The organism is Microbacterium sp. NPDC080220 (genome assembly GCF_040686395.1).
GTDB classification, from domain to species: Bacteria; Actinomycetota; Actinomycetes; order Actinomycetales; family Microbacteriaceae; genus Microbacterium; species Microbacterium gawkjiense.
Genome location: NZ_JBFBOP010000001.1, coordinates 196,256 through 211,144, shown reverse-complemented (window position 1 = coordinate 211,144; position 14,889 = coordinate 196,256). Strand labels below are relative to the sequence as shown.

The window sequence follows — 14,889 nt, the reverse complement described above, 5'->3', positions numbered from 1 at the left end:
CCTCAGGCCGTTGGCCGCCGTGGCCGCGGTTCCGGGGGCGGCGGAACCGCCTTCGCGGCGATGACCGCCGTGCGGCCGATGCGTTCGAGCCCGCGCTTACCGTCGACGACGATCACGTCGGGTTCGACCGACACGAGCTCGCCGAGGGCGTCCGTCGCCCGCCCGTCGGGCAGGAGATAGCGCACCACCACGCGGGTCCCGGGAGCGGGGAACGGGATCACCAGCGGCCCGGCGCGTAATCCTTGAGGAAGACGCCGAAGAGGTCCTCGCCGGCTTCGCCACGCACGATGGGGTCGTAGACGCGAGCGGCGCCGTCGACGAGGTCCAGCGGGGCGTGGAACCCCTCCTCCGCGAGGCGCACCTTCGTGGGGTGCGGCCGCTCGTCCGTGATCCATCCGGTGTCGACGCTCGTCATGAGGATGCCGTCGCTCTCGAACATCTCGCGGGCGCTCGTCCGGGTCAGCATGTTGACCGCGGCTTTCGCCATGTTCGTGTGCGGATGCCCGGGGCCCTTGTACCCGCGTTCGAAGACACCCTCCATCGCGCTGACGTTGACGATGTAGGTCCGCCGGGCGGGGCTCGCGGCGAGCGAGGGTCGGAGCTTGGACACGAGGAGGAACGGTGCCGTCGTGTTCGCGAGCTGGACCTCGAGCATCTCGAGCGGATCCACCTCCTCGACGCGCTGCACCCAGGAGTTCGTGTGGTCGAGGTCGGGGATCAGACCGCCGGCGTCGATCGCCGTCCCCGCGGCGAGACGGTCGAGCGACGTCGACCCGGCGGCCATCGCCTCGCGCGTGAGCACGTCGGCGCGATCGGCCGCCGCGGCGAGGATCGGGTGCGCGCTCACCGACCGCTCGAGGGCCTCGGGGTGCCGGTCGTTGGTGTGCCCGAAGGTGACGAGTTCGGGCAGCGGGCCGTCGGGGAGCGGTGCGAGTTCGGCGTCGACGAGCGGTTGGTAGGCGCCGGGCGAGCGGCGCACCGTTTGCGTCGCGTTGTTGATGAGCACGTCGAGCGGGCCCGCAGCGGCGACGTCGTCGGCGAGGGCGATCACCTGCGCCGGGTCGCGCAGATCGATGCCGACGATCTTCAACCGGTCGATCCACTCGGCCGAGTCCGGCAGCGCGCGGAACCGACGCACGGCATCCCGCGGAAACCGCGTCGTGATGGTGGTGTGGGCGCCGTCGCGCAGCAGGCGCAGCGCGATGTACATGCCGATCTTCGCGCGCCCACCCGTGAGGAGCGCCCGTCGGCCGGTGAGGTCGGTCCGGGCATCCCGCTTCTCGTGGCTGAGGGCCGCGCAGTCGGGGCAGAGCTGATGATAGAAGGCGTCGACGATCGTGTACGGCTGCTTGCAGATGTAGCAGCCGCGCGCCTTCTTGAGGACGCCCGCGATGGGGGCGGCGGTGCGGGTGGCGATGGGGATGCCGCGCGTCTCGTCGTCGATGCGGTCCGGCGCTCCCGTCGCCGTCGCGTGGACGACCTCGCGGTCGGCGGTCGCGACGGCCTCACGGATCTCGCGGCGCCGTTCCTTCTTCGCCGCCTTGAACATCGCTGCGCTCGCTTGCCGGACGGTGATGAAGTCGGGGTGCGTCCGGGGGAGGGAGGGGAGGGCCGCGAGCACCCGGAGAGTGGTGGCGAGATCAGCGGGATCGATCGCCGTGTCGGACGAGAGAGTGTCGGGAAGCACACGAGATTGTACGTCGAGTCGGATGCCGAGCCTGTTAGCGTTCAGGCGTGACCGCCTCCGACGACGCCTCCGACCGCTCGATCCGGGTCTCGGCCGCCGTCATCCGCGACGCCTCCGGACGGCTCCTGCTGGTCCGCAAGACGGGCACGACGGCCTTCATGCAGCCCGGCGGCAAGCCCGAGACGGGGGAGGGCCCGGCCGAGACGCTCGTCCGGGAGCTGCGCGAGGAACTCGGCGTCGACGTCGCCGTCGACGACCTCCGATCCCGGGGTGTCTTCCGGGCGGCGGCAGCGAATGAGGCCGGGCACACGGTGGTCGCGGACGTGTTCGACGTTCCGCTCGGTCGCCAGGAGCCGCGCGCCGCGGCGGAGATCGCCGAACTCCGATGGGTCGGCGAGGCGGAGGCGCAGGCGCTGGAGGTCGCGCCGCTCGCGCGCGACTACTTCCTCTTGGACTGAGCCGGCCGTCCGGGTGGTAGTCTGGGATGCTCGGACGCTCCGGCATCCGAGACAGAAGAACTCCATAGTGTGACAACGGTCCACACGCCGTCAGGCGTCCCGGGGATGATCGGTTTCGACATCGCCTGTGACTCTGCGGGAAGCGGGCCGAGGATGCAGGGTTATCTCGTTAACGATCTCTGCGAACCAATAACTGCCGAAAAGAAGCAGTCCGACTTCGCCCTCGCTGCGTAAGCAGCGAGCCCGAGTCCGTCAGTCCGTGAGTGATCCCCTCGCGGTCCCTGGCGTCATCTAAGGGATCTCGCTGCGTGACGTCGCCTGAGCGTCACGCGGGACTTTCTTCAGGCTGGGCTCGTCGACTTATGTGTCTGTACTGAAGGTCGGAGCCGAGCAGAACGCCTTTTACAGACTGCGCCCGGAGAAGACGCCGTCTCTCAGCGATGGACGGGGGTTCGATTCCCCCCATCTCCACGAACCGTTGTCACGGAGTGAAGCCCCCGGTGTCCGTACGGATGCCGGGGGCTTCGTCGTGCGTCAGCCGAGCTCGATGAGATCCAGGCCCTGCCGGGTGTCCGAGACCTTCACCCAGCCGTCGCCGAAGAGGTAGGTGACGCCGTACCCCTGCTCGTCCACGCGGAGCGCCGCATCCGGATCCTCGGTGATGAGCACGCCGGCGTCGTCGTCCTCGCGGAGCCATCCCTCCGCCTCGAGCGCCGCCTCGGTCGCGTCGGCATCGGCCTGGGAGATCGGGGACCACCCGAAGAGGACGAGGTCGTCGTTGGTGGGGGAGCTGAAGTCGCCCCAGGTGCACGCCGTGCCGTCGGGGAGCTCGAGGTCCAGGATCACGAACGGATCCTCGCGGACCGTCCACCCCGTCGCCGTGAACGCGTCGACGGTCTCGGGCGAGAGCATGTTCTCGCACGTCACGTCGGCGGGATCGATGGTCGGTGGGGCGGATGCCGCGGGTGCGGAGGCGCCCGGGGCGGGAGCCGCCGCCGTCCCTGCGACCTGTCCCGGCGTGGGACTGCACGCCGTGGCGAGGAGCACCGTGAGGCCGCTCGCCGCCACCGCGGCGGCGAGGCGCGTCCCGTGTCGCGCGGACCTCACGCGCCGAGCATCCCGAGGAACTCGTCGTGGAGGATGCCGTTGGTCGCCAGCGACGACAGTGCATCGAGCCGTTCGGCCCCGTGGATGTCGGTGAAGCGGCCGCCGGCCTCGAGGATGATCGGCACGTGCGCGGCGATGTCGTACTCGCGGACCCCGAACTCGGCGACGAACTCCAGACGGCCCTCGGCGAGCAGCATGTAGGGCCAGGCGTCGCCGTAGCCGCGGTCGCGCCACACGGCGCGCGAGAGGCGCAGGAGGTCGTCCGCGCGACCCTCGGCATCCCACTGCGCGATGCTCTGGAAGCTGATGCTCGCGTCGGAGAGCGACGCGACGTCGGAGGTGCGGATGCGGCGGGTCTCACCGTCGGCGGAACGGGTCCACGCACCGGCCCCCGTGGCGCCCCACCAGCGACGCGCGATGGCCGGCTGGCTGACCACGCCGACCCGCGGCACGCCGTCCACGACGAGCGAGATCAGGGTCGCCCACATCGGGATGCCCTTCAGGTAGTTCGCCGTGCCGTCGATCGGGTCGATGATCCATTGCCGCGATCCGTCGCCGCTCGTGCCGAACTCCTCGCCGAAGACACCGTCGGCGGGTCGCTCCGCCGCGAGCAGGTCGCGGATGGCGCGCTCCGTGGCCAGGTCCGCCTCGGTGACGTGCGTCGCGTCGGCCTTCGTGCGGACGTCGAGGTCCGGCGCGTCGAAACGCTCCATCGCGACGCGGTCCGCGGCATCCGCGAGGTGCAGGGCGAGAGCGAGATCATCCGTCAGGTCGCCCTCGAAGGGGGCGGTCCAGTCCGTCGCGGAGGGCAGATGCGTCACGGCTCCAGGATACGTGCTGCGCCTGGCGCCCTCATGGGTGCCGAGGGTGTCTCGATTGGCGGAGCAGCCGATCGTGATGCTAGTGTTGACCCTCGGTTCGAGTTCTTCGAATCACGCACCTCTAGCTCAATCGGCAGAGCAACTGACTCTTAATCAGTGGGTTCTGGGTTCGAGTCCCAGGGGGTGCACGGACGGCCCCGGTCACTCTCGCCAGTGACCGGGGCCTTCTGCTTCTGCAGTGTCGGATGTCCCGGTCAGAGCCACTTCTTGCGCTTGAAGACCGCATAGAGCACGACCGAGCTCGCGACCATCATGCCGAGGGCCATGGGGTACCCGAAGGTCCAGTGCAACTCGGGCATGTGATCGAAGTTCATCCCGTAGACCGTGCCGACCAGGGTCGGCCCGAACAGGATCGCCGCCCACCCCGAGATCTTCTTGACCTGCTCGTTCTGTTCGAGCGAGGTGTCGGTCTGCCGCTGGGTGACGAGCGTCGAATGCACGGTCAGGGCGTTGTCGAGGATCGAGCGGAACGCCACGATGCGCTCGTTGAGGCGGATGACGTGGTCCAGGACGTCTCGCAGCGAGCGCTGCAACTCGATGTCGACCTTGTACTTCTCGGACCCCTGCAGCAGCCGCTGCAGCATGTCGTCGAGCGGGAGCGTCGACTTGTGCAGGGCGATCACCTCGCGCGCCAGCGTGTAGATGCGCTGCGACAGCCCGGCATCCGATCCGCTGAACAGCGTCTCCTCGATCTCGTCGATGTCGTTCTCGACCCCGGCGAGCACCGGGGAGTACTCGTCCACCACCTGATCGAGGATGGCGTACAGGACCGCCTCCGGACCCATGCGCAGCAGTTCCGGCTGGTGCTCCATCCTCGTCCGTACCTGCGTGAGGTCCGGCGAGTCCGCGTGCCGGATCGTCACCACGAACTCGGGACCGACGAAGACATGCAGCTCCCCGAAGTCCACCGAATCCGTCGTGTCGTCGTACCGCGCCGGTCGCAGCACTGTGAACAGCACGTCGCCGTACCGCTCGAGCTTGGCGCGCTGATGCCCGGCGAGGGCGTCCTCGACGGCGAGCGGGTGCAGGGAGAACTCCGTGGCGACGGCGGCGACTTCCTCCTTGGTCGGGCGGTAGAGACCGATCCACGCCATGCCGTGGTGGTCGCGCATGTGCTCGAAGGTCTCGCTGAGGTTCACCGGATCCTGGATCCGGCGGCCGTCCACGTACACGGCGTTGTCGACGATGGGCATGGGTCGATTCTCCGCGGTCGAGAGGGGAGGATGCCGCGCCGCGCCGCGCCGGGCCGCGGTGCGCGGACGGGTCGGGAGTCAGCCGAGGCTCGGCTTGAGCTCCTGCTGCACCGCCTCGACGTTGTCGGGCGTCACCTTCCACCGCATCGGGTCGGCGTCCTCGAACGTGATGTCATACGCCTTGGCGTCGCGGTCGAACTGCACCAGGAACTTCGCGGGCAGCTCAGCGCCCTCGGGGTAGCGGTCGGCGAGGTAGGCGTCGACGGCGGGCTTGATCTGCGAGGGACGCGAGGCCACCGCCGAGACGGTTCCGTCCGGGGAGTAGGCGTAGCCGGACGTCTCGCTCAGCCGCCCGCCCCCGAGGCTGATCACCATCGCCAGCGACTTCCAGTCGTCGCGAGCGCCCTGCATGTTCGTGACGATCGCACGGATGAGTTCCGTCGTCGGATCAGTGGACACGACTCTCCTTCGGCTCACGAGATCGGGGGCATCTCCGCGCGGGGGACGCGGGTGGAGACCTGACCGGGTTGGTTGTAGAAGGAGGGGTAACCCTGCGCACCTCGTCCTCGTCGGTGTCCGGCCACTCGAAGCCGAGCTTCTCCATGACCCACACGAGGCACTTCGGCGACATCATGCCCATCGCGCCACCTCCTGGTCCGAGGATATGAATCGCCCGAGGGCCGATCCATGGGGAGACCCCCCGCCGGCTCCGCCTCAGGAGGAGAGCTTCGACAGCGCGGAGCCCTTGTGCGCGGCCTTCGCCCCGGTCTTCTCGGACTCCACGATGTAGGCGGGCTCGTCGCTGGACGCGGTGAAGTCCTGCCCGTCGAAGGTGAAGTCCTTCGTCTTCCGCTCGACGATCGTGCCGTGGGTGCGACCCTGGGAGGTGTTCCAGCTGACCCGGTCGCCCTTCTTCAACGCTGCCATGATGCGTCCTTCCTGTCCGCCGCGTGACTCGCGGCTCGGTCGATGCGGATCCGTGCGAGGACGAGCCCCATCAGGAGGGCGCCCGCCCCTCCCACGGCCATGTCCCCGATGGTGTCCGGGTAGGTGACGAAGATCTCGGAGTCCACGAACGTCTTCCCGAGCCACTCGACCATCTCCCAGATCGCACTGATGGCGAGCCCGACAGTCGGCAGGAGGACGATCGCGGTGCGCCGCCGGGGCCGGTCTGGGAGGACGCCGGATCGCTGCAGGGCGACGTACCCGATCGACGCGATGATGCCCGTCGCCACGAAGTGCACGACGAGATCCCACCACGCGATCGACCGGTACAGGTCGAGGACGTTGCTCCACGCGGCGACGCTGACGGTCACTCCGTAGAGGACGTCGAACCACGGAAGCACACCGAGCAGGCGCGGGACGAGGAGGGCGGGCAGTGCGAGTGCGAGGATCCCGGCATCCGTCGGAGTCCACCAGACGAAGGCGGCCAGGACGCTGATCAGGCCGAGGAGACGGATGCCGTCAGCCGCCCATTCCGCCGGCGACGCCGGCGGGCGCAGGAAGTCCTCCCTCATCGCGGCACCTCGAGAGCGGCATGGACGGCCAGGTGGTCGCTCGGCGCGATCCCGTCCTCGGTTCGCGCGTCTATCCCGACCCGTTCGACCTCGATGTCCGACGTTGCGAGGATCACGTCGATCCGCTTGCCGTCGCGGACGGGTGCGCGGTAGCCCGCGTACGTGCCCCAGGCGGGGGTCACCCTCTCCGCGGCGACCGTCCACGTGTCCGTCAGCAGATCGCCGGCGCGCAGGGCGCGGAGTGCATCGGACTCGGCGCCGCTGTTCATGTCGCCGAAGACGAGGGTCGGGAGCCCGGTGCCGCGCACCTCGGTGCGGATGGCCTCCACCCCGCGCATCCGGGACCGCGCGGAGAAGGGGTCGAGGTGCGTGTTGACGACGGCGAAGCGTGCACCGGTGGTGCGGTCGCGGAAGACGCCGACCGTGACGATGCGGGGCACGAGGTTGCCCCAGGACCGGGTGCCGAGGACGTCGGGTGTGTCCGACAGGGCGCGTTGGCGGTGGTGGAGCGGTTCGAGCCGGTCTCGATCGAAGAACACGGGACAGCCCTCCCCGCGCCCGCCTCGTCGACGCCCCACGCCGATCCGCGCGAACGACGGTCCGAGGGCGGCGGCGATCTCCGCCGCGGGACCGGGGAGGACCTCCTGGGTGCACATGATGCTGGGGCTCTCCCGCCGGAGCATCGACACGAGGGCGGGGCGGCGGCGTGCCCAGCGATCCGACGGCGAAGAGAGCAGAGAGGGCATCGGACGACGCACGTTCAGCGTCATCACGTGGAGGAGCGGAGCCTCCACGGCGCCGAGGAGGCGGTTCACCGGGTCACCCGCCGAGCGACCACGGAGCCCGCGCGTCGCATCGCGAGACGCGCCCAGCGGACCGGCGGGAAGCTCGCGGGCCAGTGGATCACGACGGTGCGGACGCCGCGGCGCACCCGCCGACGGAACGCGGATGCGGAGGTGAAGGGTCGCATCGAGATCCCCATCGCGGCGCCGGGGACGAGGCGGATGCGGTGGTGCTCGCCGAGGTGGAACGACAGGTCGAGGTCGTCGTGCACCTCGGGATCGTCCCGGTGGACGCTGCTGCTGACGCGCCGCCAGGCGTCGCGCCGCAGACCGAGGTTGGATCCGAACAGCGGGACGTGGCCGAGGGCGGGGAGCAGGACGATCGCGTACGCGCCGAGGTATAAGCCCGCCAGCGGCGTCCGCAGCGGGCGGGGTCCGTCCACGAACCGCGCGCCCCCGGCGAACACGGAGGCCTCGGGGTGCGCGTCGGCCGCGCTGCTCATGGCAGCGACCCACGACCCCGCCGGAACGCAGTCCGCGTCCAGTCGGAGGATGAGGTCGGCCGACGCCGCGTCGTAGCCGGCGGCTGCCGCAGCCGGTATGCCGGGCCGGTCGCAGTGGATCACGTCGGCGCCCGCCGAGCGGGCGACCTCTGCGGACTCATCGGAGGACATGTTGTCCACGACGATGATCTGATCGGGCCGCTTCGTCTGCAGAGCGAGGGCCCGCAGGCAGCGTCGCAGCTCGTCCGCGTCGTCCTTCACAGGAATGACGACGGAGACGGATGCGGCGGCCCGCGGGCCCTCGGTGCGCACGGATCAGCTCAGGTTGTCGGCGATCCAGTCCTTCGCGATGTCCTCGGTGTTCCGCTGGTCGACGGAGGACTCGACGTTCATCGCGACGAGCTCCTCGGGCGACATCGCGGCGCTGACCTCGTTGATCACGTCGGCGATCTCGTCCGAGATGTCCGAGCTCGCGATCGGCACGACGTTGGACGCGAGGAAGAGGCCTTTCGGGTCTTCGAGGGTCACGAGGTCATCGGTCTTGATGCGCGGGTCGGCGCTGAACACGTTGGCGACCTGGATGTTGCCGGCGACGAGCTCGTCGACGGTGGTGTCGGCGGTCGCCTCGAAAGCGACATCCACGCCGTAGACGTCCTTGAGCCCGGTGGGGCCGTAGGGACGCTGTTCCAGCTCAGGCGCGCCGCCGAGCTTCAGCCCGTCGATGCCGGCGAGGTCGCCGATCTCGGTGAGGTCGTTCTCGGAGGCGAAGGCCGCGGTCACGTTGTACGAGTCCTGGTCGGTCGCCGGCGAGTAGTCGAGCGCGGTCAGACCGTCCGGGAGGGCGTCCTGCAGCGCGGCGTAGACATCGTCGGGCGTCGTCGCCGTGGCGTCCTTGTCGAAGTACTGCAGCAGGTTGCCGGTGTACTCCGGGAAGAGGTTGATCGATCCGTCCTCGAGCGAGGGCATGTAGGCGTCGCGCTGGCCGATGGAGAAGTTGCGCTCGACGGTGAAGTCGGCGGCTTCGAGAGCCTGGGCGTAGATCTCGGCGATGATCTCGTTCGAGTAGTACTGCTGCGAACCGATCACGATCGTCGACGACTCCTCGCCGCCGCCGTTGCCGCCGTTGCCGCCCGATCCGCCGCCTTGCAGGGACTCGCTCGACCCGCAGGCCGAGAGTGCGAGGGCGGCGACGGCGGCGAGGCCGAGGGCGGGCAGGATGCGTGTGCGGGTGATGGACATGGGTGCCTCCGGGTGGGATAGGGGTCGTGCTGCTGTGAGTCAGGCGGGTTTGGGGGACGGGCGAGGCCGCAGTCGGCGCGGCGCGGATCGCTGGACGGCGACGCCGCGGGGGACGAGGATGCGCTGGAGCAGCGCGAACACGCCGTCCAGCACGAGGGCGAGGACCACGACGACGATCGACGCCCCGAGGATCTGCGCCGGATTCCGGGTCTGGATGCCCTGGATCAGGGCGAAGCCGAGTCCGCCGAGGCCGACGTAGGCCGCGATGGTGACCGTCGCGACGACCTGCAGCACAGCGGAGCGGATGCCGCCGATCAGCAGCGGCAGTCCGAGGGGGATCTCGATCTTCCACAGGACCTGCATCGGCGTCATCCCGACGGCGCGCCCCGCCTCGATCGTCGTGCGCTCGATCGCCTCGATCCCCGCGTAGGCCCCCGCGAGGATCGAGGGGATGGCGAGGAGAACGAAGGAGACGACGGCGGCCTGCTCCTTGAAGTTCACGCCGATCAGGAGGTAGAGCAGGACGACGAGGCCGAGGGAGGGCAGCGACCGGGCGGCGCCGGAGAGGAAGACGGCGATCTCGCGTCCGCGACCGGTGTGCCCGATGGCCCATCCGGCGGGTACGGCGACGAGCGCAGCGAGGGCGACCGAGCCGAAGGTGAAGCCGAGGTGCTGGAGGATCGCCTCGCCGAGGGGGAGGTATCCCGTCGTGCGATCCGGCGAGAAGATCCAGGCGAAGGCGTCGAGGAAGACGTTCATGCGGCGACCTCCCGCATCCGTGCCCGCGACCGCGGGGGCGAGGTTCGCCGGGTCCACGGCATCAGCGCGCGTCCGGCCAGCAGGAGGAGCGCGTCGATGACGAGGGCGATGATCACCACGGCGAGCACGCCCGCGAAGACCTCGGGGAGGATCCTCCGCTGCGATCCGTTCGTGAACAGGTACCCGAGGTTCTGCACGCCGATAAGAGCGCCGACGGTGGCGAGCGAGATCGTCGAGACGGCCGTCACCCTCAGGCCCGCCAGCATGACGGGGCCCGCCAGCGGGAAGTCGACCGTCCAGAAGCGCCGCCACGGACCGAAGCCGACTGCGATCGCGGCGTTGCGGACGCTGGACTCGACCGACGCGAGTCCATCCGTGACCGACCGGGTCATGATCGCGACCGCGTAGATGGTCAGCGCGACGACGAGGTTGGTCTCGGACAGCAGAGGGATGCCGCTGATCGCGCTGATGAGCGCGAACAGGCCGAACGACGGGATCGTGTAGAGGATGCCGACCGCACCCAGCACCGTGCCGCGCAGCCGCGTGTAGCGGAACGCCGCCCAACCGATCGGCACCGCGACGGCGAACCCGACGAGGATCGCGATCGTGCTCTGTCGGAGGTGGGCGACGGTCAGGCGACCGATCAGGTCCAGGTTGTCGAGGACCCAGTTCATGGGGAGGTCACCTCGGATCCTCGGCCGTATCCGATACGAGCACTCCCTGCGTGCGTCCCGCGCCGTCCACGAGGACGGTACCGCGAGGGGTCTGCTTGGCGCGGAACGCGCGCGCTCCGCGGTCGGTGCCGATGAAAGTCGCGACGAAGTCGTCGGCCGGGGATTCGATGATCTCCGAGGGCGTGCCGCGCTGGGCGATGTGTGCGCCCTTCTGCAGGATCACGACCTGGTCGCCCAGGAGGAAGGCCTCGTCGATGTCATGCGTGACGAAGACGATGGTCTTGTCGAGTTCTCGCTGCGGCCGGATGACCTCGGCCTGCAGTTCTTTGCGGACGATGGGGTCGACGGCGCCGAAGGGCTCGTCCATGAGGAGGATGTTGGGGTCCGCGGCGAGGGCGCGCGCGACGCCGACGCGCTGCTGCTGACCGCCGGAGAGCTGCGCGGGATACCTGTCGGCGAAGGCGGCGTCGAGGCCGACGACCTCCATCAGCTCGAGCGCGCGACGCCGTGCGGCCGCCTTCGTCTGTCCGGTGAGCACGGGCACCGTCGCGATGTTGTCCGCCACCGTGTAGTGGGGGAGCAGGCCGGCGTTCTGGAGGACGTACCCGATGCTCCGCCGCAGCTGGACGGCGTCCTTGGCGTGGATCGACTCGCCGTCGATCGTGATGTCGCCCGACGTCGGTTCGATGAGGCGGTTGATCATGCGCAGGAGCGTCGTCTTGCCGCACCCCGACGACCCCACCAAGACCGTCGTCTTGCGGGCCGGCATCTCGAGGGTGACATCGTCGACCGCGGCGGGTCCATCGCCGAAGCGCTTGGTGACGGATCGGAACTCGATCGCCATGGAGGGGTCCTTTCGGCCGGTGTTTCAGCCAACCACACGCCCCCGACATCCCGGCAATCCTCCGCGACCATTGACGTCACATGGCGGGTATGGCAGACGGAGCGCCCGTTCCGGCCCCGGGCGGGCCTGGTGTCACTAGCGTGAGGGCATGAGCACACGCGAATACGACCTCATCGTCATCGGAGCAGGACCCGTCGGTGAGAACGTCGCCGACCGCGCGATACGAGGTGGTCTCACCGCTGCGATCGTCGAGAGCGAACTCGTCGGAGGCGAGTGCTCCTACTGGGCGTGCATGCCGTCGAAGGCTTTGCTGCGTGCGCCCGCCGCGCTTCGCGCGGCCCGCGACGTCGCGGGCGCCGCGGAGGCGGTGACCGGCGGGGTCGATGTCGCCGCCGTGCTCGCGCGCCGGGACCGCATCGTGCACGACTATCAGGACACGTCGCAGGTCGAGTGGCTGCAGGGTGCGGGGATCGACCTGGTGCGCGGCCACGGGCGCCTCGCCGGGGAGCGGGAGGTGACCGTCACCGCGGCCGACGGCGAGACGACGACGCTTCGGGCTCGGCACGCGGTCGCCGTCTGCACCGGCTCCGCAGCGCTGATCCCGGACATCCCCGGATTGCAGGATGCCGCACCCTGGACCAGTCGCGAGGCGACGGGGGTCCGCACCGTGCCGTCCTCGCTGATCATCCTGGGCGGCGGCGTCGTCGGGCTCGAGATGGCGACGGCTTTCACGGCCCTCGGCTCGGACGTGACCGTGATCGCCCGGTCCACCCTCCTCGGCGGACTCGAGGACTTCGCGGGCGAGGCCGTGGGCGCCGCCCTGACGGGCGCGGGCGCGACCGTCCTCACCGGGCGCGGTGTCGAGCACGTCGCCCGTTCCTCCGACGGGGTGAGTGTCACTCTGGATGACGGCTCCGTCGTCCGAGCGGAGGAGATCCTGGTGGCGACGGGTCGTGTGCCCCGCACCGAAGACCTCGGCCTCGAACACGTCGGACTCGAGGCGGGATCGTGGATCCGGGTAGACGACACGATGCGCGTCCCCGGGAACGACTGGCTGTACGCGGTGGGCGATGTCAATCACCGGGCCCTGCTGACCCACCAGGGCAAATACCAGGCCCGTGTCGCCGGCGACGTCATCGCGCGGCGCGCCGCGTCGAACGACGTGGACACGTCGGCCTGGAGCGCGCTGGCGGCCACCGCCGACCACAGCGCCGTTCCCCAGGTCGTGTTCACCGAGCCCGAAGTCGCCGCCGTCGGACACACCGAGGCATCCGCTCGTGACGCCGGCATCGACGTGAAGGTCGTCGACTACGACCTGTCCTGGGTGGCGGGGGCGAGCACCCACTCCGACCGGTACGAAGGGCGCTCACGGGCCGTCATCGACGCGGAGCGCGGCGTGCTGGTCGGGGCGACGTTCGTGGGACCCGATGTCGCCGAGCTGCTCCATGCCGCGACGATCGCCATCGTCGGCGAGGTCCCGCTGCACCGCCTCTGGCACGCCGTCCCCGCGTACCCGACCGTCAGCGAGGTGTGGCTGCGCTGGCTCGAGACCGCGGGGTTGTGACGTCCGCCGTCGTCATCGACGGCGGACGGACTGGATGCGGGTCGTCAATTGGTGCGCGTGCGCGAGCAGCAGACGCCCCAACTCGGGGAGGCGGTCCGGGCCGAAGCGGAACTCGACGCCGGTGAGGCTGAGGGCCCAGGCGGGCCGCCCCTCCTGATCGAACACGGCTGCCCCGAGCCCCCACGATCCCGGGACGATGAGCCCCGGATTCACCGCGTAACCGCGGTCCCGGGTTTCCCCGATGCGTGCGCGCAGGGGATCCGCATCGTGGACATCACCCCACCGCGCGGCGAGGTCGGTATGGCGGCCGAGGTAGGCGTCGACCTCGGGCTGCGGCAGGAACGAGAGGATCGCGAGCCCCGCGGACGCGACGCCCAACGGGAAGCGGATTCCTTCGCTGAGCACGAACGACCGGATCGGGAACGACCCCTCCTCGCGCATGAGGCAGACGGTCTCATCGCCGCGCCGGACGGACAGGAACGCGCTCTCCTCGGTCTTCACCGCGAGCGATCGGACGATGTCGCCGGCGACGTGCGTGATGTTGTAGCGGGGCGCGGCGGCCGCGCCCATGAGGAAGAGTTCCGGTCCGGCCAGCCATCGTGCCGTGCGCTCGTCCTGATCGACCAGGCCCTCGGCGCGCAGGGCGGTCAACAGGCGGTGCGCCGTCGACCGGGAGAGGGATGCCTCGTGGGCGAGTTCGCGCACACCGCGGCCTTCCGCGCCGGCGGCGCTGACGAGCCGGAGCAGGCGCGCCGCCCGCGCGATGGCCTGCGCTCCCGGGACGGTCGACGAGGGGTGTTCCACATCGTGGACCCTAGGCGCGGAGCGTCCCACATCGCAACCGACCGCTCGCGGTCCGGGGCCTCCGACGTCGATGCTGGGAGCAACGACACGAAGGAGTGCACCGTGATCGACAAGACGGTCCCCTCGGCGGCCGACGCCGTCGCCGACATCCCCGACGGCGCGAGTATCGCCGTCGGCGGCTTCGGCCTCTCCGGCAACCCGATCGCCCTCATCGACGCCCTGCTCGCACAGGGGACGACGGACCTCTCCGTCGTCTCCAACAACTGCGGAGTGGACGACTGGGGTCTCGGTGTTCTGCTGCGAGCGCGCCGCATCCGCAAGATGACCTCGTCGTACGTGGGCGAGAACAAGGAGTTCGAGCGCCAGTTCCTCTCCGGCGAGTTGGAGCTCGAGCTCACGCCGCAGGGCACCCTCGCCGAGAAGCTGCGCGCCGGCGGGGCCGGCATCGCCGCCTTCTACACGCAGACGGGCGTCGGCACGCAGGTCGCGGAGGGTGGTCTGCCGCGTCGGTACGACGGCGCCGGCGGCGTGGCCGTGGCATCCCCGCCGAAGGACGTCCGTCGCTTCGACGTCCGCGGTGAAGCCCGGGAGTTCGTCCTCGAGGAGGCCATCGCGACGGACTTCTCCCTCGTCCACGCGCTGCGCGGCGACCGGCACGGCAACCTCGTCTTCAACAAGGCGGCCCGCAATTTCAACCCGCTGGCCGCCATGGCCGGCCGCATCTGCATCGCGCAGGTCGAGGAGCTCGTCGAACCCGGCGAGCTGGACCCGGATGCGGTGCACCTGCCCGGCGTCTATGTGCACCGCATCGTCGAGGTGGGCACAGGGATCGAGAAGCGCATCGAGCGACGCACTGTCGCGACGGAGGGGGAGTGAG

Annotated in this window: 18 protein-coding genes, 1 tRNA gene and 1 other RNA gene; 5 read left to right on the top strand and 15 right to left on the bottom strand. The window is 70.0% G+C overall.

Annotated elements, in window-relative coordinates; translation table 11 throughout:
• Positions 1-2: 2 nt before the first annotated feature.
• On the bottom strand, positions 3-221 hold the full coding sequence (locus tag AB0P29_RS01105) for a hypothetical protein (RefSeq protein WP_363377790.1): 219 nt from the start codon (positions 219-221) through the stop codon (positions 3-5).
• A complete protein-coding gene (locus tag AB0P29_RS01100; protein ID WP_363377788.1) occupies positions 218-1,687 on the bottom strand; it encodes an SDR family NAD(P)-dependent oxidoreductase in 1,470 nt (489 codons plus the stop codon). Before AB0P29_RS01100 ends, AB0P29_RS01105 begins: the two co-directional genes overlap by 4 nt.
• 47 nt (positions 1,688-1,734) lie before the next feature.
• Between AB0P29_RS01100 and AB0P29_RS01095 the strand changes: the two genes are divergently transcribed.
• Together AB0P29_RS01095 and ssrA are read left to right on the top strand one after the other, a co-directional pair.
• A complete protein-coding gene (locus tag AB0P29_RS01095; protein ID WP_253034219.1) occupies positions 1,735-2,145 on the top strand; it encodes an NUDIX domain-containing protein in 411 nt (136 codons plus the stop codon).
• Positions 2,146-2,246: 101 nt separating this feature from the next.
• Positions 2,247-2,619: a transfer-messenger RNA gene (gene ssrA / locus AB0P29_RS01090) on the top strand.
• Between the two features lie 60 nt (positions 2,620-2,679).
• Here the strand turns inward: ssrA and AB0P29_RS01085 are convergent.
• Positions 2,680-3,252 (bottom strand): hypothetical protein, encoded by a 573-nt coding sequence (locus AB0P29_RS01085; protein WP_363377786.1) that lies wholly within the window; start codon positions 3,250-3,252, stop codon positions 2,680-2,682.
• On the bottom strand, positions 3,249-4,073 hold the full coding sequence (locus AB0P29_RS01080) for an inositol monophosphatase family protein (RefSeq protein ID WP_363377784.1): 825 nt from the start codon (positions 4,071-4,073) through the stop codon (positions 3,249-3,251). Before AB0P29_RS01080 ends, AB0P29_RS01085 begins: the two co-directional genes overlap by 4 nt.
• 115 nt (positions 4,074-4,188) lie before the next feature.
• On the opposite strand from AB0P29_RS01080, the gene AB0P29_RS01075 reads away from it, so the two are divergent.
• Positions 4,189-4,261 (top strand) — tRNA-Lys (locus AB0P29_RS01075).
• Positions 4,262-4,327: 66 nt separating this feature from the next.
• On the opposite strand, the gene corA is transcribed toward AB0P29_RS01075, so the two are convergent.
• The 10 genes from corA to AB0P29_RS01025 form a co-directional block, all read right to left on the bottom strand.
• Positions 4,328-5,326, bottom strand: coding sequence for a magnesium/cobalt transporter CorA (corA, locus tag AB0P29_RS01070; RefSeq protein ID WP_363377782.1), 999 nt, complete (start codon positions 5,324-5,326; stop codon positions 4,328-4,330).
• A 78-nt stretch (positions 5,327-5,404) separates the two neighbouring features.
• Positions 5,405-5,785 carry a hypothetical protein gene (locus AB0P29_RS01065; RefSeq protein ID WP_363377780.1) on the bottom strand — a complete coding sequence of 127 codons (381 nt, stop codon included), beginning with the start codon at positions 5,783-5,785 and terminating at the stop codon, positions 5,405-5,407.
• A 255-nt stretch (positions 5,786-6,040) separates the two neighbouring features.
• Positions 6,041-6,253: a DUF2945 domain-containing protein gene (locus AB0P29_RS01060; RefSeq protein ID WP_064001895.1), complete on the bottom strand. Its 213-nt coding sequence runs from the start codon at positions 6,251-6,253 to the stop codon at positions 6,041-6,043.
• On the bottom strand, positions 6,241-6,843 hold the full coding sequence (locus AB0P29_RS01055; RefSeq protein ID WP_217530119.1) for a hypothetical protein: 603 nt from the start codon (positions 6,841-6,843) through the stop codon (positions 6,241-6,243). The genes AB0P29_RS01060 and AB0P29_RS01055 overlap by 13 nt, the downstream gene beginning before the upstream one ends.
• Positions 6,840-7,658, bottom strand: coding sequence for an endonuclease/exonuclease/phosphatase family protein (locus AB0P29_RS01050; RefSeq protein WP_363377778.1), 819 nt, complete (start codon positions 7,656-7,658; stop codon positions 6,840-6,842). The genes AB0P29_RS01055 and AB0P29_RS01050 overlap by 4 nt, the downstream gene beginning before the upstream one ends.
• Positions 7,655-8,440, bottom strand: coding sequence for a glycosyltransferase family A protein (locus tag AB0P29_RS01045; protein WP_363377777.1), 786 nt, complete (start codon positions 8,438-8,440; stop codon positions 7,655-7,657). Before AB0P29_RS01045 ends, AB0P29_RS01050 begins: the two co-directional genes overlap by 4 nt.
• Positions 8,441-8,443: 3 nt before the next feature.
• Positions 8,444-9,367 carry an ABC transporter substrate-binding protein gene (locus AB0P29_RS01040; RefSeq protein ID WP_359917612.1) on the bottom strand — a complete coding sequence of 308 codons (924 nt, stop codon included), beginning with the start codon at positions 9,365-9,367 and terminating at the stop codon, positions 8,444-8,446.
• 39 nt (positions 9,368-9,406) lie between these two features.
• Positions 9,407-10,126, bottom strand: coding sequence for an ABC transporter permease subunit (locus tag AB0P29_RS01035; RefSeq protein WP_363378521.1), 720 nt, complete (start codon positions 10,124-10,126; stop codon positions 9,407-9,409).
• Positions 10,123-10,800: an ABC transporter permease gene (locus AB0P29_RS01030; protein ID WP_217530112.1), complete on the bottom strand. Its 678-nt coding sequence runs from the start codon at positions 10,798-10,800 to the stop codon at positions 10,123-10,125. Before AB0P29_RS01030 ends, AB0P29_RS01035 begins: the two co-directional genes overlap by 4 nt.
• Before the next feature lie 7 nt (positions 10,801-10,807).
• Complete coding sequence (locus tag AB0P29_RS01025) at positions 10,808-11,644, bottom strand: ATP-binding cassette domain-containing protein (protein ID WP_363377774.1); 837 nt, start codon at positions 11,642-11,644, stop codon at positions 10,808-10,810.
• A 148-nt stretch (positions 11,645-11,792) separates the two neighbouring features.
• On the opposite strand from AB0P29_RS01025, the gene AB0P29_RS01020 reads away from it, so the two are divergent.
• The gene (locus AB0P29_RS01020) at positions 11,793-13,208 is read left to right on the top strand and encodes an NAD(P)/FAD-dependent oxidoreductase (protein WP_311283855.1); all 1,416 of its coding nucleotides are present in this window, start codon (positions 11,793-11,795) and stop codon (positions 13,206-13,208) included.
• Positions 13,209-13,220: 12 nt separating this feature from the next.
• On the opposite strand, the gene AB0P29_RS01015 is transcribed toward AB0P29_RS01020, so the two are convergent.
• On the bottom strand, positions 13,221-14,012 hold the full coding sequence (locus AB0P29_RS01015) for an IclR family transcriptional regulator (protein WP_363377773.1): 792 nt from the start codon (positions 14,010-14,012) through the stop codon (positions 13,221-13,223).
• A 102-nt stretch (positions 14,013-14,114) separates the two neighbouring features.
• Between AB0P29_RS01015 and AB0P29_RS01010 the strand changes: the two genes are divergently transcribed.
• The gene (locus tag AB0P29_RS01010; protein WP_064001903.1) at positions 14,115-14,888 is read left to right on the top strand and encodes a CoA transferase subunit A; all 774 of its coding nucleotides are present in this window, start codon (positions 14,115-14,117) and stop codon (positions 14,886-14,888) included.
• Position 14,889: the final 1 nt, after the last annotated feature.

What these genes read in the sequence shown, in the direction of transcription:
- AB0P29_RS01035 (WP_363378521.1), bottom strand. Translation starts at nt 10,126, where the DNA reads ATGAACGTCTTCCTCGACGCCTTCGCCTGGATCTTCTCGCCGGATCGC.
- AB0P29_RS01055 (WP_217530119.1), bottom strand. Translation starts at nt 6,843, where the DNA reads ATGAGGGAGGACTTCCTGCGCCCGCCGGCGTCGCCGGCGGAATGGGCG.
- AB0P29_RS01025 (WP_363377774.1), bottom strand. Translation starts at nt 11,644, where the DNA reads ATGGCGATCGAGTTCCGATCCGTCACCAAGCGCTTCGGCGATGGACCC.
- AB0P29_RS01030 (WP_217530112.1), bottom strand. Translation starts at nt 10,800, where the DNA reads ATGAACTGGGTCCTCGACAACCTGGACCTGATCGGTCGCCTGACCGTC.
- AB0P29_RS01020 (WP_311283855.1), top strand. Translation starts at nt 11,793, where the DNA reads ATGAGCACACGCGAATACGACCTCATCGTCATCGGAGCAGGACCCGTC.
- AB0P29_RS01060 (WP_064001895.1), bottom strand. Translation starts at nt 6,253, where the DNA reads ATGGCAGCGTTGAAGAAGGGCGACCGGGTCAGCTGGAACACCTCCCAG.
- AB0P29_RS01040 (WP_359917612.1), bottom strand. Translation starts at nt 9,367, where the DNA reads ATGTCCATCACCCGCACACGCATCCTGCCCGCCCTCGGCCTCGCCGCC.
- corA (WP_363377782.1), bottom strand. Translation starts at nt 5,326, where the DNA reads ATGCCCATCGTCGACAACGCCGTGTACGTGGACGGCCGCCGGATCCAG.